Origin of the sequence: Pseudomonas sp. D3-10, from assembly GCF_051132175.1 — a bacterium.
Taxonomy (GTDB): domain Bacteria; phylum Pseudomonadota; class Gammaproteobacteria; order Pseudomonadales; family Pseudomonadaceae; genus Aquipseudomonas.
Map to the genome: position 1 here is coordinate 4,205,806 of NZ_CP071668.1, position 17,413 is coordinate 4,223,218.

17 protein-coding genes are annotated in these 17,413 nt (G+C 61.4%); 6 read left to right on the forward strand and 11 right to left on the reverse strand.

The genetic code is table 11. The features are described 5' to 3' along the window. Positions 1–115 precede the first annotated feature (115 nt). Complete coding sequence (locus tag J3P90_RS18785; protein ID WP_434675218.1) at positions 116–1,024, forward strand: DMT family transporter; 909 nt, start codon at positions 116–118, stop codon at positions 1,022–1,024. Between the two features lie 114 nt (positions 1,025–1,138). On the opposite strand, the gene J3P90_RS18790 is transcribed toward J3P90_RS18785, so the two are convergent. From J3P90_RS18790 to cysK, 3 genes are all read right to left on the reverse strand, one after another. Further along, positions 1,139–2,002: a DMT family transporter gene (locus J3P90_RS18790; protein ID WP_434562880.1), complete on the reverse strand. Its 864-nt coding sequence runs from the start codon at positions 2,000–2,002 to the stop codon at positions 1,139–1,141. Between the two features lie 334 nt (positions 2,003–2,336). Then, positions 2,337–3,275: an aspartyl/asparaginyl beta-hydroxylase domain-containing protein gene (locus J3P90_RS18795; protein ID WP_434562878.1), complete on the reverse strand. Its 939-nt coding sequence runs from the start codon at positions 3,273–3,275 to the stop codon at positions 2,337–2,339. Between the two features lie 349 nt (positions 3,276–3,624). Continuing rightward, complete coding sequence (gene cysK / locus J3P90_RS18800) at positions 3,625–4,599, reverse strand: cysteine synthase A (protein WP_434610156.1); 975 nt, start codon at positions 4,597–4,599, stop codon at positions 3,625–3,627. 126 nt (positions 4,600–4,725) lie between these two features. Here cysK and J3P90_RS18805 point away from each other — a divergent pair, with 126 nt between their 5' ends. From J3P90_RS18805 to J3P90_RS18815, 3 genes are all read left to right on the forward strand, one after another. Beyond that, positions 4,726–5,802 (forward strand): DUF748 domain-containing protein, encoded by a 1,077-nt coding sequence (locus tag J3P90_RS18805; protein WP_434610153.1) that lies wholly within the window; start codon positions 4,726–4,728, stop codon positions 5,800–5,802. 306 nt (positions 5,803–6,108) lie between these two features. Then, positions 6,109–6,954, forward strand: coding sequence for an AAA family ATPase (locus J3P90_RS18810; protein WP_053143593.1), 846 nt, complete (start codon positions 6,109–6,111; stop codon positions 6,952–6,954). Positions 6,955–6,988: 34 nt separating this feature from the next. Beyond that, positions 6,989–8,167: a vWA domain-containing protein gene (locus tag J3P90_RS18815; protein ID WP_434675219.1), complete on the forward strand. Its 1,179-nt coding sequence runs from the start codon at positions 6,989–6,991 to the stop codon at positions 8,165–8,167. A gap of 119 nt (positions 8,168–8,286) precedes the next feature. Here the strand turns inward: J3P90_RS18815 and J3P90_RS18820 are convergent, their stop codons facing one another. The 7 genes from J3P90_RS18820 to J3P90_RS18850 form a co-directional block, all read right to left on the reverse strand. Then, a complete protein-coding gene (locus J3P90_RS18820) occupies positions 8,287–9,207 on the reverse strand; it encodes a biotin-dependent carboxyltransferase family protein (protein ID WP_434610149.1) in 921 nt (306 codons plus the stop codon). Next, a complete protein-coding gene (gene pxpB, locus J3P90_RS18825; RefSeq protein WP_434610147.1) occupies positions 9,204–9,908 on the reverse strand; it encodes a 5-oxoprolinase subunit PxpB in 705 nt (234 codons plus the stop codon). Before pxpB ends, J3P90_RS18820 begins: the two co-directional genes overlap by 4 nt. Then, on the reverse strand, positions 9,905–10,657 hold the full coding sequence (locus J3P90_RS18830) for a 5-oxoprolinase subunit PxpA (RefSeq protein WP_434675220.1): 753 nt from the start codon (positions 10,655–10,657) through the stop codon (positions 9,905–9,907). Before J3P90_RS18830 ends, pxpB begins: the two co-directional genes overlap by 4 nt. Before the next feature lie 62 nt (positions 10,658–10,719). Next, a complete protein-coding gene (locus tag J3P90_RS18835) occupies positions 10,720–12,006 on the reverse strand; it encodes an MFS transporter (protein WP_420766678.1) in 1,287 nt (428 codons plus the stop codon). Between the two features lie 293 nt (positions 12,007–12,299). After that, a complete protein-coding gene (locus J3P90_RS18840; protein WP_003184238.1) occupies positions 12,300–12,842 on the reverse strand; it encodes a DUF2937 family protein in 543 nt (180 codons plus the stop codon). A gap of 12 nt (positions 12,843–12,854) precedes the next feature. After that, on the reverse strand, positions 12,855–13,631 hold the full coding sequence (locus tag J3P90_RS18845; protein WP_434675221.1) for a class II glutamine amidotransferase: 777 nt from the start codon (positions 13,629–13,631) through the stop codon (positions 12,855–12,857). Between the two features lie 31 nt (positions 13,632–13,662). Continuing rightward, a complete protein-coding gene (locus J3P90_RS18850; protein ID WP_434610143.1) occupies positions 13,663–14,157 on the reverse strand; it encodes an MFS transporter in 495 nt (164 codons plus the stop codon). A 159-nt stretch (positions 14,158–14,316) separates the two neighbouring features. On the opposite strand from J3P90_RS18850, the gene J3P90_RS18855 reads away from it, so the two are divergent. Both J3P90_RS18855 and J3P90_RS18860 read left to right on the forward strand, forming a co-directional pair. Beyond that, positions 14,317–16,371 carry a S9 family peptidase gene (locus tag J3P90_RS18855; protein ID WP_434562864.1) on the forward strand — a complete coding sequence of 685 codons (2,055 nt, stop codon included), beginning with the start codon at positions 14,317–14,319 and terminating at the stop codon, positions 16,369–16,371. 130 nt (positions 16,372–16,501) lie between these two features. Beyond that, positions 16,502–16,975, forward strand: a complete 474-nt coding sequence (locus J3P90_RS18860) for a cyclic nucleotide-binding domain-containing protein (RefSeq protein WP_420766683.1) — start codon at positions 16,502–16,504, stop codon at positions 16,973–16,975. A gap of 134 nt (positions 16,976–17,109) precedes the next feature. Here the strand turns inward: J3P90_RS18860 and J3P90_RS18865 are convergent, their stop codons facing one another. Continuing rightward, positions 17,110–17,394 carry a hypothetical protein gene (locus J3P90_RS18865; protein ID WP_434675222.1) on the reverse strand — a complete coding sequence of 95 codons (285 nt, stop codon included), beginning with the start codon at positions 17,392–17,394 and terminating at the stop codon, positions 17,110–17,112. Positions 17,395–17,413 lie beyond the last annotated feature (19 nt).

Genomic DNA, 17,413 nt, shown 5'->3' on the forward strand with positions numbered 1-17,413 from the left:
GGGTCATGCTTGTTATTGGCGACTGAGCTTAGAGGCCAATCCCTGGGCAACGCAACCATTGCCATCGGTGTTTAGCGGGGTGACACTTGCGACCCGATCAAGGAAGGATGCACCCGTGAACCTCGTCGATATCCTGCGCTTGCTGTCACTGGCCGCCATCTGGGGCGCGAGCTTCTTGTTCATGCGCATTATCGCTCCGGTCATCGGCACGATTCCCACGGCTTTCTTTCGCGTCTCCATTGCCTTCGTCGGCCTGCTGGTCATTCTTGCGCTGATGCGTGTCGACTGGAATTTTCGCGGCAAGCTAAAAGCCGTGATGGTTTTGGGCTTGATCAATTCCGGCATTCCCGCAACGTTTTACTCCCTGGCGGCCCAAGTGTTGCCGGCCGGTTACTCGGCGATCTTCAACGCGACGACGCCGCTGATGGGGGTGCTGATCGGTGGATTGTTTTTCCGTGAGCCACTCACGACGGCCAAGGTCAGCGGGGTTTTTCTCGGCCTGATGGGCGTCGCGATCCTCACCCGCGCAGGTCCGGTGGCGTTCGACCAGCAACTGTTGATGGGCGCCCTCGCCTGCCTGCTCGCCACGACCTGCTATGGCTTTGCCGGTTTTCTGACCCGGCGCTGGCTCGATCATCAAGGCGGGCTGGACAGCCGCTTGTCCGCCCTTGGCAGCATGTTCGGCGCCACGATCTTCCTGTCGCCGCTGTTTGGCTACAGCGCGATCACCCAACCACCGGCCAGCTGGGGCGGCTGGAGCGTATGGCTGTCGCTGCTGGGCCTGGGCCTGGTGTGTACGGCGCTGGCGTACATTCTTTATTTCCGCTTGCTCAGCTCCATTGGCCCAGTCAAATCCATGACAACGACCTTTCTGATCCCGCCGTTCGGCGTGCTGTGGGGCGCATTGCTGCTGGATGAGCCACTGGGCATGGCCCATGTGTATGGCGGGGTGTTGATTGCGGCGGCGTTGTGGTTGGTGTTGAAGCCTGGGGTGGTCAAGCCGGTTGGAGCGTCTGCCCGGTAATTCATCGGTGTAGCGGAGTAGGCCATCGCGAGCAAGCCCGCTCCCACAGGGTTATGCGCAGCCTTTTGTGGGAGCGAGCTTGCTCGCGATAGCGGTGGAACTGCCAGCGATCAGCTAGCGACTTTTACGAAACACAAACACCAACCCCACGATGATCAACCCCATCCCCAGCAAGCTCAACAACGCCAACCGGTTGCCGAACACCAGGTAGTCCATGATCGCCGTCACCGCCGGCACCAGGTAGAACAGGCTGGTGACGTTGACCAGGTTGCCCCGGGCAATCAGCCGGTACAGCAGCAACGTCGCCAACACCGACACCACCAGCCCCATCCACAACACCGGCACGATGAAACCCGCGCTGCGCTCGAAGTGGAAGGGTTGGAACGGCACGAACACCGAGCACAACACCAGCCCGGCCAGGTACTGCACCGGCAGCGTGCCCAGTGGGTTGTCGGTGATGCGCTTCTGCATGATGGAGCCCGCCGTCATGCTCACCAGCGCCAGCAACCCGCACAGCATGCCCGCCAGGGACATACCGGCCAGGCCAATGCCTTGGTAAACCACCATCACCAACCCCACCAGCCCCAGCGCCAGGCCGAACATGCGCTGCCAGGAACGCTGACGCTCCATGAGCACCACGGTAAGGATCGGCTGCACGCCCATGAGCGTCGCCATTACTCCAGGGGTGACGTTCAGTTGCAGCGCCAGCAGATAGAAAATCTGATAGGCACCCAACAGCACCAGTCCCGTCGCCGCCGCGTACAGCATCGGCTTGCCGGTGCCGGGCAGCTTGAACTTCAACATGGGGATCAACAGCACCAATGCGCACAACGCGATGGCGAAGCGGATCAGCAGGAAGGCGAAAGGTGACGCGTGGGCCAGGCCCAATTTGGAGAAGATCGCCCCGCTGCTCCACAACAGAACGAACAGGCTCGTCGAAGCCGTCGCCAATAAGGCGTTTTTGGAAAAGGAAAACATGAAAACCACCTGTAGTCAGGCAAAAAGCCAACTCAGCCGAAGCTGAAATCCAGTCGTTTTTTCAGGCGGGCGCAGGGAACGGCAACCGTTGCCGATCAGCCCTGAACGCCAACACCCGGCGGTGATACGCAGGCGTATACCGGTGAGCGACTGACAGGTGGAGGGTATTGACCGATCTGCTCAGGCGACCTTTTCCCGCACGGCACGACACCAGCGTTGAACGCTGGGACCACGACCGCGGTGACTGGGAATGAAGGCATGAGCCGATCTCTTGGAGGGTGGGTTCGAAAACCGAGCGCTGACTATAACCAGCGCTCGACATGTAACGCAATGTTTAAACAAACAACCAGTAGCCGAGCGCCGTCAGCACAGCCACGGCCAGCACCGGCCGCATCACCCGATACGCCTTGGGGTGCTTGCGCTTGAATTGCTTGACCCTACCGCTGATGCCGTCACTGAACGACTTGCTCCAGGCGTAGGCCCGGTTGATACCGCCGACGCGTTCGTCGTCGAGGTTCTGCGGCGCGGTAGCGCGGCCAAGGAATGCACTGATAGCGCGATTGAGACGAGTCATCAGCGGGTTTTTAAGTGGACGCTCGACATCGCAGAACAGGATAACGCGGGTCTGCGGCGTTTCGTTCTTGACCCAGTGCACGTAGGTTTCGTCGAACATGACGTCTTCACCGTCGCGCCAGGCGTAGATTTGTCCGTCTACGAAGATCCGGCAATCATCGGAGTTGGGCGTGGACAACCCGAGGTGATAGCGCAGGGACCCAGCGAACGGATCGCGATGGGGGTTCAGGTGACTGTCGCCCGGCAGCAGGGCAAACATCGCGCCCCGAACGTTGGGAATTCGATTGACCAGCTCAACGGTCCTTGGGCAGAGCTGCTTCGCCGAGGGCAGCGGCTTGTCATACCACTTGAGATAGAAGCGCTTCCAGCCCTTCTTGAAGAAAGAGCCGAAGCCGGCATCGTTGTTCTTCTCGGCGGCGCGAATATAACCCTCGTCGAACAGGCGCATGGCTTCGTCGCGGATCACTTGCCAGTTCTCCTTGAGCACATCCAGCTCTGGGAACTGGCTGCGATCCAGATAAGGCTTGGACGGCACGCTGGAGAACAAGTACATCAGGGCGTTATAGGGCGCGAAGAATGCCGAGTGGTTGACGAACTGGCGCAGGACAGGCAAACGCGCCTTGCCACGTAAATGCACGTAAAGCGTGCTGCCCAAAAACAGCAGCAATACCGAAGCCTTCGCGACAAACGAAACGGTCATTTCTTTTTCAACTCCTTGTTTAAATGCAACTTGCGCTACGCCATCTGCCCGACGCGGCGGCCGGCCATGTTAAATATCCCTGTCCAGGTTAAACATCGCCGGAGGCGACATTCACCGTTGAGAAAAATGCAACAAAGCCCTTGTTACCATGCGTCGCCTGAACCTTGGCTGACGCACTCTCAAACGTGACTCCTTTTCGTGGCTAGGGAGCTTGCTCCCGCTCGACTGCGCAGCAGTCGCCTCCAACCGCAAGGATCGCCGGGGCGCGCTTCGCATTCCAGCGGGAGCAAGCTCCATCGCCACATGGATCAAGCTTCCACAGAAAGCTATTTCGCCATTGCACAGAGGTCTACTGCTGGGTCTCCTGCTCGGTAAACAAGTCACTGAACAACATGCTCGACAGGTATCGTTCGCCCGAATCCGGCAGGATTACCACGATGGTCTTGCCCTGCATTTCCGGCTTTTCCGCCAGGCGTGCCGCCACGGCCATCGCCGCGCCGCAAGAGATGCCGCAGAGAATTCCCTCTTCCTGCATCAAGCGCAGGGCCATGGCCTTGGACTCGTCATCGGTCACCCGCTCCACCTGATCGACGATCGACAGATCGAGGTTCTTCGGCACGAAGCCCGCGCCGATACCCTGGATCTTGTGGGGGCTGGGCTTGATTTCCTGCCCCGCCATCACCTGGGTGATCACCGGGGAAGCCTCGGGCTCTACCGCCACCGACAGGATCGGTTTGCCGCACGTATTCTTGATATACCGCGAGACACCGGTAATGGTTCCGCCCGTCCCGACGCCCGCGACCAGAACGTCCACCGCGCCATCGGTGTCGTTCCAGATTTCCGGGCCGGTGGTTTTCTCGTGGATCGCCGGGTTGGCCGGATTCTCGAACTGCTGCGGCATGAAGTATTTCGAGGGGTCGCTGGCCATGATCTCGGCGGCTTTCTCGATGGCACCTTTCATGCCCTTGGCCGGCTCGGTGAGCACCAGTTCCGCCCCCAGGGCCTTGAGCACCTTGCGCCGCTCGATGCTCATGGACGCCGGCATGGTCAGCATCAATTTATAGCCACGGGCGGCGGCCACGAATGCCAGGCCAATGCCGGTGTTGCCCGAAGTCGGTTCGACGATGGTCATGCCGGGCTTGAGTTTGCCGGAGCTTTCGGCGTCCCAGATCATGTTCGCGCCTATCCGGCACTTGACCGAATAACCCGGGTTGCGCCCTTCGATCTTGGCCAGGATGGTCACGCCGCGCGGGGCGATGCGATTGATCTGCACCAGTGGCGTATTGCCAATGGAATGGGCGTTGTCAGCGTATATACGACTCATGACCGGGTCCTTAATGCAGAGGGAATTTAGCGCTTAAAGGTAAGCCTGTTGCCCAAAGGCGTCCAGTTGCACCGAACGTTCCCGTTGTTACAAGAGTCAATGGCTTTAACAACGGAGACTACTGTCATGAAGCGTCGATACAGCTGGCCACTGTGGGCCTTCGTCGCCATCGTTGCGCTGTTGGTGGCCCTGCATTTCGCATTGCCTTACCTGGTGCGCAACTACCTCAACGACAAACTGGCGGACATGGGTGATTACCGCGGCCAGGTCGTCGATGTCGACCTGGCCCTCTGGCGTGGAGCCTACCGGATCAATGGCTTGAAGATCGTCAAGGTCGACGGCAAGGTGCCGGTGCCATTCGTCGATGCTCCGGTGGTCGACCTGTCCGTGAGCTGGCACTCGCTGTGGTATGACCATGCGGTGGTGGCCGAAGTGGAATTTGCCCGTCCCGAAGTCAACTTCGTCGACGGCGGGGCCGACCGGCAAAACTCCCAGACCGGCCAGGGCACCAACTGGCGCGAGCAGTTGAGCAAACTGTTGCCTATCACCTTCAACGAAGTGCGCCTGCGGGATGGCAAGGTCACCTTTCGCAATTTCAACTCCAAGCCACCGGTCAACCTGCGGGCCACAGAGGTCAACGCCAGCTTCTATAACCTGACCAACGTGGTCGACACCGAAGGCAAGCGCGACGCCCGGTTCGAGGGCAAGGCCCTGGTGGCCGAACACGCGCCCCTGGAGGTGCAAGCGACCTTCGATCCCTTGAGCAATTTCGAGGACTTCGACTTCCGTCTGCGGGCCAGAAACATCGAGTTGAAACGCCTGAACGACTTTGCCGCGGCCTATGGGAAATTCGACTTCAATGCCGGTCACGGCGATCTGGTGGTCGAAGCCGAAGCTGACAATGCTCGGCTCAGCGGCTACATCAAGCCGCTGCTTCGCGACGTCGACGTGTTCGATTGGCAGCAGGACGTGGAGAACGAGAAAAAGAACATCTTCCGCTCGGTCTGGGAAGCCTTGGTCGGCACGGGCGAAACGGCCCTGAAAAATCAGAGCAAGAACCAGTTCGCTACGCGGGTGGAGCTGAGTGGCAACGTGCATCAGCAGAACATCAGTGCCTTCGAAGCCTTCCTGCAAATCCTGCGCAACGGTTTCGTACAGGCCTTCAATGCCCGGTACGAGCAACCGCCGCCTTCCAAAGATTAGATCTTGCGTTATTGGTGGCGAGGGGATACATCCCCGCCAGGGTGCGAAGCGGCCCCAAACCAGGCAACTCGGTGTGCAAGGTAAAACGGGTTCACTGCCTTAGGGCTGCTGCACAGCCCAGCGGAGCGGTGCGACGTTTCGCTTAATCCCCTCGGCACAAGACTGAGTCAACATGTGACGCTCCATTCAGAGACTGAATACAGCGTCTGCGTTCACAGTCGGCGGGGCCTCGCGGTATAGTCGGGCACGACATTTATTTCGCGCGCCCCGCCTCGCCGGGCCGGCGACACGTTCGAGGAATTGCAGATGAAGTTCGAAGGCACCAGCGCCTACGTGGCCACCGATGACCTGAAACTGGCCGTCAACGCCGCCATCACCCTGGAGCGGCCGCTGTTGGTCAAGGGCGAACCGGGCACTGGCAAGACCATGCTCGCCGAACAACTGGCGGAGTCCTTCGGCGCGCGCCTGATCACCTGGCACATCAAGTCCACCACCAAGGCCCACCAGGGTCTGTACGAGTACGATGCGGTCAGCCGCCTGCGGGACTCGCAGTTGGGCGTGGACAAGGTCCACGACGTGCGCAATTACTTGAAGAAGGGCAAGCTCTGGGAAGCCTTCGAGTCCGAAGAACGGGTGATCCTGCTGATCGACGAGATCGACAAGGCCGACATCGAGTTCCCCAACGACCTGCTGCAAGAGCTCGACAAGATGGAGTTCTACGTCTACGAGACCGACGAAACCATCAAGGCCAAGCAGCGCCCGATCATCATCATTACCTCCAACAACGAAAAGGAACTGCCGGACGCCTTCCTGCGCCGCTGCTTCTTCCACTACATCGCATTTCCCGATCGCGCCACCCTGCAGAAAATCGTCGACGTGCATTACCCGGATATCAAGAAGGACCTGGTCAGCGAAGCGCTGGACGTGTTTTTTGATGTGCGCAAAGTCCCGGGCCTGAAGAAAAAGCCTTCCACCTCCGAGTTGGTGGATTGGCTCAAGCTGCTGATGGCCGACAACATCGGCGAAGCGGTGCTGCGCGAGCGTGATCCGACCAAGGCCATTCCGCCGCTGGCCGGCGCCTTGGTCAAGAACGAACAGGACGTGCAATTGCTTGAGCGCCTGGCGTTCATGAGCCGTCGCGGCACTCGCTGATCCTCTTCGTCCAACAAGAGCGAGGGCGATTGCCATGCTGCTTAACCTGTTCAATGAGATGCGCGCCGCCAAGGTGCCCGTGTCGGTGCGAGAACTGCTGGACCTGATCAACGCGCTGAAACAGCGGGTGATCTTTGCCGACATGGATGAGTTCTATTACCTGTCCCGGGCCATCCTGGTGAAGGACGAGCGGCATTTCGACAAGTTCGACCGGGCGTTCGCCGCGTATTTCAATGGCCTGGAGAAACTCGACGATCACCTCCAGGCGCTGATTCCCGAAGACTGGCTGCGCAAGGAATTCGAGCGCTCGTTGACCGACGAGGAACGGGCGCAGATCCAATCCCTGGGCGGCCTGGACAAGCTGATCGAAGAATTCAAGAAGCGCCTGGAAGAACAAAAGGAACGCCATGCCGGCGGCAACAAGTGGATCGGCACTGGCGGCACCAGCCCGTTCGGTTCCGGCGGCTTCAACCCCGAAGGCATTCGCGTCGGCGACGCCGGCAAGCGCCAGGGCAAGGCCGTCAAGGTCTGGGACCAGCGCGAATACAAGAACCTCGACGACCAGGTCGAACTGGGCACCCGCAACATCAAGATCGCCCTGCGCCGCCTGCGCAAGTTTGCCCGTCAGGGCGCGGCGGATGAGCTGGACATCGATGGCACCATCGACCACACCGCCCGGGATGCCGGCCTGCTGAATATCCAGATGCGCCCGGAGCGACGCAACACCGTCAAGCTCCTGTTGCTGTTCGATATCGGCGGTTCGATGGACGCCCACGTGAAGATCTGCGAAGAGTTGTTCTCGGCCTGCAAGACCGAGTTCAAGCACCTGGAATACTTCTACTTCCATAACTTTGTGTATGAATCGGTTTGGAAGAACAACCTGCGCCGTACCTCGGAGCGCACGTCGACTCAGGATTTGTTGCACAAGTATGGCGCCGACTACAAAGTGATCTTCATCGGCGACGCCGCCATGGCGCCCTATGAAATCACTCAGGCCGGCGGCAGCGTCGAGCACTGGAACGAAGAAGCCGGTTACGTGTGGATGCAGCGCTTCATGGAGAAGTACAAGAAACTCATCTGGATCAATCCCTACCCCAAAGACACCTGGGGTTATACCGCCTCGACCAACATCGTGCGCGAGCTGGTGGAAGACCGGATGTATCCGCTGACCTTGCGGGGGCTGGAGGAAGGGATGCGGTTTCTTTCCAAGTAAAGTTCTTTGGTGCCTTTCAGGGCCTCATCGCGAGCAGGCTCGCTCCCACAGGGGTCTTGTATACGACGAAGATCCAGTGTGGGAGCGAGCCTGCTCCGGGCGGCGATCCGACGATGCTTTTAGCGGTTTAACAGCGCCCGCATACACTCCACCTGCTGCCGATGCGCAACCGCCTGCACCACCGGACGCAACCGCACCTGAGTTCCCGGCAGGCATTGCGCCAACCGCGCCAGGGACAGCGGCGTCAACGCACCCAGGCGTGGGTAACCCCCGATGGTTTGCCGATCATTGAGCAACACGATCGGCTGGCCGTCCGGCGGTACCTGCACGGCACCGAGGGGAATGCCCTCCGAGATCATCGCCGGCCCCTGATACTCCAGCGCAGTCCCCAGCAAACGCATGCCCATGCGGTCGGCGCGACTGTCCAGCGTCCACGGGCTGTTGAACGCATCGAACAGGCTCCGTCCGCTGAACTCGCCATTCTGCGCACCCAGGATCAGATCCAGCGGCTGCACCTGCTGGAAATCCGGAATCCGCGTGTGCGGCATGGGCCGAGGCGTCGCCGAGCCTGAATAGCTCAAGCGCGCCCCACGATCCAGGGCCCGCCCTCGCCCATCCAGGCCACCGAGTTCTTCGCGCACGACGGTCGAACGGCTGCCCAGGACTTGCGGTGCATCGAACCCGCCAGGCGCCGCCAGGTAGGCCCGGGCACCGAGCACGGGCTGGGTCAGCGCCAGCACCTGGCCCTTGCGCAAGCTGAAAAAGCGCCACGACGCCACGCCCTGGCCGTCTATCCGCGCACCCAGGTCCGCTCCGGCCAGGGCCAGCACACAATCCTCTTCAGCCACCACCGTGAAGCCGCCGAGGGTAACCTCCACCACCGCCGCGTCGAGATCATTGCCGAGCATCCAGTTGGCCCACGCCATCGACAGCCAATCCGCCGCGCCGCCCTGGGTCACGCCCAAGTGCCTCACGCCGAAGCGGCCGGTGTCCTGCAACAGGCACAGCGGCGTGCTGGCCTCGATCAACAACCGACTCATGCCTGGGCCTCCAACGGTGTGTCGTCGCCACCCAGGGCGATGAATTCGGCGTGGTCCACGGCGGCGAAACGCACCGTGTCCCCCGGCTGCATCAGGCTGTAGCCGTCGCGCTCACGATCAAACAGTCTGGCCGGGGTGCGCCCGATCAGGTTCCAGCCGCCGGGCGACACCGCCGGATACGCTGCGGTCTGCCGTTCGGCAATGCCGACACTGCCCGCCGCGACCCGTTTGCGCGGGGTGTCGAGGCGCGGGGCGGCCAGTGCTTCGTCCACCAGCCCCATGAAGGCGAACCCCGGTGCGAAGCCCAGGGCAAATACCTGGTATTCGCGCTCGCTGTGGCGCCGGATCACCTGCTCCACCGTCAGCCCACTGCGACTCGCCAGCAGGCCCAACTCCGGCCCGACGGTAGCGTCGTACCACACCGGCAGCACGTGGCATTGACCGGCGGATCGGGCGTCCGGTGAAAGGTTATGCAATGCCTCGTCGATCAATTCGCGGGCCTGGACCGGGTTCAGGACGAGCAAATCGTAATGGACCATCAACGTCGTATAGGACGGCACCAGGTCGATCAAACGCTCGGCAAACACCGCTCGCAGGCGCTCGCTGGCTGCCAGCATCCAAGGCATGTTGGCCTCTGCAATTTCGTCGAACAGGCGCACCATCAGGCAGTCCACCGCCACCACTTCCAAGCGTGGTTTCATGGCGCACTCTGCCGATCCAGGGCTTCGCGGATGCGTTGCACAGCGGCTACCGAACTGGCGTTGTCGCCATGTACGCACAACGTAGTGGCGTGCAGGTTCAGGGCGCTGCCATCGCTGGCCGTCAACGGATCGCCGCGAGCAATTGTCAGGGCCTGCGCGGTGATGACCTCGGGGTCGTGATGCACCGCGCCCGGCGTTTGCCGCGAAACCAGGCGGCCGGCACTGTCATAAGCACGATCGGCGAAGGCTTCGAACCACAGCGTCAGGCCATACTCATCGCCCAGGGCCTGGGCGGCGCTGTTGTCCCGGGTCGCCATGAGCATCAACGGCAACCCGCGATCATAAGCGGCAACGGCCTGGATGACGGCGCGCAGTTGCGCCGGGCTGGCCATCATGTCGTTGTACATCGCGCCGTGGGGCTTGACGTAGCTGACCTGCCCGCCCTGGGCCCGGCAAATGCCGTCCAGCGCGCCGATCTGATAATGCAGCAAGTCCTGCAGTTCCTGGGGGCCATAAGCCATGGAACGCCGGCCGAAGCCCGCCAGGTCCTGATAGGCCGGGTGGGCGCCTATGCGCACGCCGTGGCTCAGGGCCAGGCCGACGGTCTTGCGCATGATGCTCGGGTCGCCGGCATGGAAACCGCAGGCGATGTTGGCGCAATCGATGAAGGGCATCACCTCGGCATCCAGACCCATGGTCCAACTGCCGAAACTTTCGCCTATGTCGCAATTCAATAGCAGGCGGTTCACGGTGAACGCTCCTGTAAGTTCTTTCTTTTAAGCCTGTGGGACTTCGTCCCCCAGGGTATCAGTTACTCGGCTTCCAGCTGCTTGCCTTGGGTTTCCGGCAGGCTCAGGGCCGCCAGGATCACCACGCCGTAGGACACTGCCGCGAACGCACCGATGCCAACACTCAACGGCACCTTCTGGCTCAAGATACCGATCAGCAGCGGAAACAGTGCCGCCACCGCCCTGCCGATGTTGTAGCAGAAACCCTGGCCAGAACCCCGGATGCGCGTGGGAAACAGCTCGGTGAGGAACGAGCCCATGCCACTGAACATACCCGATGCGAAAAAGCCCAGGGGAAAGCCCAGCCAGAGCATCACGTTATTGCTCACCGGCACCTGGGTGTACAGCAAGACAATGGTGAACGAGCCTACGGCATACAGGACGAAATTCTTCTTTCGTCCCAGGATGTCCGACAGGTACGCACTGATGACGTAACCCACGTAGGAGCCGACGATCACCATGGCCAGGTAACCACCGGTGCCCAGGACGCTCAGGCCACGTTCGTTCTTGAGAAAAGTCGGCAGCCAGGACGTGATCGCGTAGTAACCACCCAGCGCGCCGGTGGTCAGTAACGAGGCGCGTATCGTGGTGAAGAGAATGCCGGGGGCGAAAATCTCGTAGAACTTCGCTGGGTTTTCCGGCGTCAGGCGGGCCTTGGTCTGGTTGTAGACTTCCGGATCCTTGACCAACCGGCGGACGAAAATCACGAACACGGCGGGCACGATGCCGAGAATGAACAATGCGCGCCAGGCGTCTTCCGGCGGCAGCACCGAAAACAGCAGCGCATACAGGATCGCCGTCATGCCCCAACCCAGCGCCCAGCCCGATTGCACCATGCCCACCGCTTTACCGCGGTCCTTGGCGCGAATGACTTCGCCCATCAACACCGCGCCGGCGGTCCACTCGCCGCCGAAACCGAAGCCCATCAGCGTGCGGGCGATCAACAGTTGTTCGTAGTTCTGGGCAAAGCCGCACAGAAAAGTGAAGAATGCGAACCACAGCACCGTCAGTTGCAGGGTACGGACCCGGCCGATGCGGTCAGAGAGAATGCCCGCCACCCAGCCGCCAATGGCGGAGGCGATCAAGGTGCTGGTGTGAATCAGGCCTGCCTGCCCGGTGGTGATGCCCCACATCGCGATCAGGGTCGGCACCACGAAACTGAGCATTTGCGTGTCCATGCCGTCCAGGGCGTAACCGATCTTGCAGCTCCAGAAGGTGCGCCGTTCCTGCTGGTTGATGTTGCGATACCAATCGAACGGGCCGGACCGGGCCTGGGGTTGGGGGACGCCGAGCGTGTCGGGTGCACTCATGGTGGTTCTCCACGGTTTTATTGTTGTGAGTCTCGACGATGCTGGCGCGGAGACCGTTGCCCCGATTCTTGAGCGCGCAGCCGATCCCGTCCAACGAATAAAACCTTGGCCGGGTCATAAGAAAAATTTGATTGGGTGGGCAAGATTGCCGGAAAACTTGGAGGACACCGTTGTGGCGAGGGGATTTATCCCCGCTGGGTCGCGAAGCGGCCCCCAACAAGGCCAAACAGGATTATCTAATTAACTGCAATGGGGGCTGCTTTGCAGCCCAGCGGGGATAAATCCCCTCGCCACTAGAGCCCGCGCAGGTCACGCTCTTCGATCGGCCGGCTCTGGCGCAAGCGCTTGCCGCCCAGCACCACCCAGTCGATCAGGCGGAACAGGCATTCCAGGCCGAACGACAGCAACATCGCGCCGCTGATGCCCCAGATCATCGCCTCGGGGGTCAGCAGGATCTGGTAGCTGTAGCCGTTCCAGGTTTCCTTGCGGATGTCCGGATCGGCGGCCAGCGCCACTTGCAGCAGGCGGATGTACCACGGGCCTTGCATCGCCTGGAATTGCTTGTCCAGGGCCTGCTGGCGCACGAGCAAGGTGTTCAGGCTGTCGGCATCGCTGCGAAAGATCGGGTCTTCGCTGGCGCGGTAATGGGCCACGAGGGCCTGCATGTCGCCTTTGAAGAACTGATTGGCGGTGCCCTGGAAACCTTGCAGGCCAGTCTGCGCCTCGATCAGGTGAGCCTCGACCCGCTTGGCGTAGTCATTGATGAACCCCGGAACCTGGACCCCCACCAACAGGCCCACCGCGAACAACACCAGCCGTAGATAACTGAGCAACATAACGTGACGTCCTTATTCGGTCCGGCCGTGGCTGACGCATTCGCCGCGCCGCCACAGGCTCCATTGGCCCGGCTCGTAGCGGGTCCAGGTTTCGTTTTCGGTCAAGGGTTCGGTAGCGATCACCGTGACCACGTCGTTGGGGGTGGTTTCCGCCTGGAAATCGACAATCACGTCCACGTCCTTGAGCCGCGCCGGGCCGAACGGCGCGCGACGGGTTATCTGCGCCAGTTTGGTCGAGCAATAGCAGAACAGCCAGTCGCCATCGCTGAGCAAGCAGTTGAACACGCCTTTGCTGCGGTATTCGGTACAGGCCTCGATCAACGACGGCAGCAAGTGTTCCACGTCCACTGGCTCGGGAAACGCCTGGCGCACGCGGTTAAGCAGGTCGCAGAACGCCGCTTCGCTGTCGGTATCACCCACCGGACGGTAGAAGCTTGCGCCCGGCTGGAAATCAGCGAGCTGGCCGTTGTGGGCGAAACACCAGTTGCGTCCCCATAACTCCCGCACGAACGGGTGCGTATTGGACAGGCAGACCTTGCCGACGTTGGCCTGGCGGATATGCCCGATCACCACTTCGCTCTTGATCGGATAACGCTGCACCAGGTTCGCCACTTCAGACTCGCTGCTCGCGGCCGGGTCCTGGAACAGGCGCAGGCCACGGCCCTCGTAAAAGGCGATGCCCCAGCCGTCGCGGTGCGGCCCGGTCTTGCCGCCGCGCTGCATCAGCCCAGTGAAGCTGAACACGATGTCGGTCGGCACATTCGCGCTCATGCCCAATAACTCACACATGCTCGAACCCTCGTTTGATTGGGCGGCCCGGTTACAGGCGCGGTTCGATACGCGAACGCTGGGGGTTGCTCGGCACGGGTGGGCGACCGTAACGGTCGTCACCGGCCACGCCGAACGGCGGCTCGTCGTCAGGCTCGGCAGCGGCGGCGGCTTTAGCGGCGGCGGCCCGTTCCCTGCGAGCGTTGGCAGCGCGTTCGATGGGGAAGCGGATCAGCACGAAAATCAGATAAAGGCCGAACGCGATCATGCCGTACATAAGCAGGTCGGACGCTGCGCGCCATACGTTGTTGCCGACCTTGAACAATACGTCCAGGGCGACGATGGCCAAGGCCGGCGCGACTTTTTCCTTCACCGGGTCGACGATGGTGGGGCTGAACAGCAACACCGCCATCAGCAGCCGCAGCGGCTCGCGCAACCAGCGCCACATGAAGCGGGTCATGCGCATCCAAACCAGGAGGCAGCCCACGGCGGCAAAGGCGTACAGGCCCCAGGCAATCAGATAGTCGTTCTCGGTCATGGTGTCCATGGCAAGGCAGGCAAAGAGGCGCTTATAGTAACGGCTTTTCGCTCGTCAGGCTGCCCCGGCATCCAGCGGATGCCCGGCATGGAGAGTTTTTCGGTCCGGCGGCAGAACTGACCCCGCCAGGCACTTGTCCCTTTTCGTATCACGCTCGAGAGTTTTTCCATGCCCCGATCTGCCCACGTTACCGATGCCCCGATTGCCCGCAAGGCCCCTGGTATCGACCCGTATGCCTGGCTGCAAGACCGCGACACCGACGCCGTGCTCGATTACCTAAAGGCTGAAAACAGCTACCAGGAGGCCCTGCTTGCCGACCAGGCCGAACTGCGCGAGACGCTGTTTAAGGAAATCAAGGGACGGATCCTCGAAACCGACCTGTCCCTGCCCTCGCCCTGGGGTCCCTACCTGTATTACACCCGCACCACGGCGGGCGACGAATACCCGCGCCACTATCGCTGCCCGCGTCCGGCCGACGACAGCCTGACCGTGGATGAAAGCCATGAACAGCTGCTGCTGGACCCGAACGCCCTGGCCGGGGGCGGATTCTTTGCCCTGGGCGCGTTCAGCATCAGCCCCGATCACCAACGCTTGGCCTACAGCCTGGATACCACGGGTGATGAGATCTACACGCTGTTCGTGAAGGAATTGTCCAACGACAGGGTCAGCGAACTGTCCTTCGAAAACTGTGATGGCAGCATGACCTGGGCCAACGACAGCCTGACGCTGTTCTTTGGCGAACTGGACGACACCCATCGCCCGCATAAGCTGTTTCGTTATCGTTTGGACGGCACCGCCGCCGAAGAGGTCTTCCATGAGCCGGACGGGCGGTTTTTCCTGCATTGCTACCGCTCCAGCTCGGAAAAACAGTTAATCCTGTCCTTGAGCAGCAAGACCACGAGTGAAGTCTGGGTGCTCGACGCGGCGCAGCCGCAACAGCCGTTTACCTGCGTGGCGCCACGGGTGGAAAACCATGAGTACGACGTCGACCACGGCTTGCTCGATGATCGTTGGACCTGGTTTATCCGCAGCAACCGTGACGGCATCAACTTCGCGCTGTACGAGGCCGTCGACACGGGCGAGGCGCCGACCGAGGCCGACTGGCAGAACCTGATCCCCCACAGCGACACGGTGATGATCGACGGCCTAAGCCTGAACGCCATGGCCATGACCTTGAGCTTGCGCGAAGGCGGCCTGCCGATCATCGAAGTTCACCCACAGGGATCGCCGACATATCGGGTGCAACTTCCAGACGCGGCCTACAGCCTGCACGTACAGAACAGCCTGGAATTCGTCAGTGAGCGCATCCGCCTGCGCTACGAGGCACTGAATCGCCCGGCCCAGATCCGCCAGTTGGACCTGGCCAGCGGCAACCAGGTCGTGCTCAAGCAAACCCCGGTATTGGGTCCGTTCGATGCCGACGCCTATGTCAGCCAACGGCTTTGGGCCACGGCACCGGACGGCACGCAAGTGCCCATCAGCCTGGTGGTCAAGCGCGAGGCCCTGGGTCGGCCAGTGCCGCTGTATCTGTATGGCTACGGCGCCTATGGCGAAAGCCTCGACCCGTGGTTTTCCCATTCACGGTTGAGCCTGCTGGACCGCGGCGTGGCGTTTGCCATCGCCCATGTGCGCGGTGGCGGTGAACTGGGCGAAGCCTGGTATCGCGCCGGCAAGCAAGAGCACAAGCACAACACCTTCAGCGACTTCATCGCCTGCGCCGAACACCTGATCGCCAATGGCTTCACCACCGCCGGCCAGTTGGCGATCAGCGGCGGCAGCGCCGGTGGGCTATTGATCGGCGCGGTGCTCAACCAGCGCCCGGAGCTGTTCAAGGTCGCGATCGCCGAAGTGCCGTTTGTCGATGTTCTCAACACCATGCTCGATCCCGAGTTGCCATTGACGGTGACCGAATACGACGAATGGGGCAATCCCGAGGAGCCGCAGGTCTATGATCGGATCAGGGCCTACGCCCCGTACGAAAACGTCCGCGCCCAGGAATATCCGGCGATGCTGGTGATCGCTGGCTACAACGACAGCCGCGTGCAGTACTGGGAAGCGGCCAAGTGGGTCGCGAAGCTGCGGGCCACCAAGACCGACGACAACCTGCTGCTGCTCAAGACCGAACTGGGCGCCGGCCATGGCGGCATGAGCGGTCGCTACCAGGGATTGCGTGACGTAGCGCTCGAATATGCGTTTGTGTTGAAGGTTTTGGGAGTGGCCTGAGGAACTCTGTGTGAAGGCCGGGTCTTAGCTCCATGCGCTGGGCCCGGATTTGACACAATCCTCTGTGGGAATTGGCTGATACCCAAGCACTCCAAAACCGCAACGAGCACAAGAAAAAGACCGTGACGACATGTCAGAACCGACCTTACTGAACAACCAAATCCGCGATTGGCTGATGGACTGCGGTCTGTTCGACCAACTGCTGCCCGTAGACTTTGCCGCCGCATCGGGTTACTTCAGCATCAGCACCGTCGCCGAGGGCGAGGCGATTTTTCGCGAGGGCGATGCCGGCAGTTTCATGTGCATCCTTCATACAGGACAGGTGGCCGTGCAGAAAACCGGCCCCGACGGCCAACCCGTGACCATTGCCACACTGCGCAGCGGCAGGGCGTTCGGCGAAATGGCCGTGCTCGACGGCGAACGGCGCTCGGCCAGCTGCATCGCGGCCACTCACTGCCAATTGCTGAACCTGGGCAAGGACTCATTGGAAAAAATGCTCAACGACGCACCGAAGGTCGCCGCCAAGATCATCCGCGCCCTCGCCGTCTCCCTCTCCAAGCGTCTGCGCATGGCGGATGGACAGCTGCTGTCGCAGCAGGTCTAGCCCCTAGCTGAAACACAGACCTGTGGGAGCGAGCTTGCTCGCGATGGCGGCGGGTCAGCGGGTATCAATGTTGATTGACACACCGCTATCGCGAGCAAGCTCGCTCCCACGGGGGATGGCGTCGTATTCGCAATCTACCCCCCCGGTGACTTGGCCTTCTCCGGCTTCGGCTCCATACCCGGTATCGGCTGGTCCTTGGGCGGCCTGGGCATTTCGATGGGCGGCAACAGGGGCGGGCCGTTTCCTGGCGCCACCTTTGGGACGCCGCTGGGCGTAACCGGCGGATACGGCACGGGCGTGGCGGTGCCGGGAGAGCCGGGAATGCTCGGCGGCGCGACCGGAATCGTCGGTTGTTGGGCCTGGGCGCAACTTATCGAGAGCGTCACCAGCGCAATGGCCGTTAGAATGATGCACTTCATCAATGGCTCCGTGGCTATT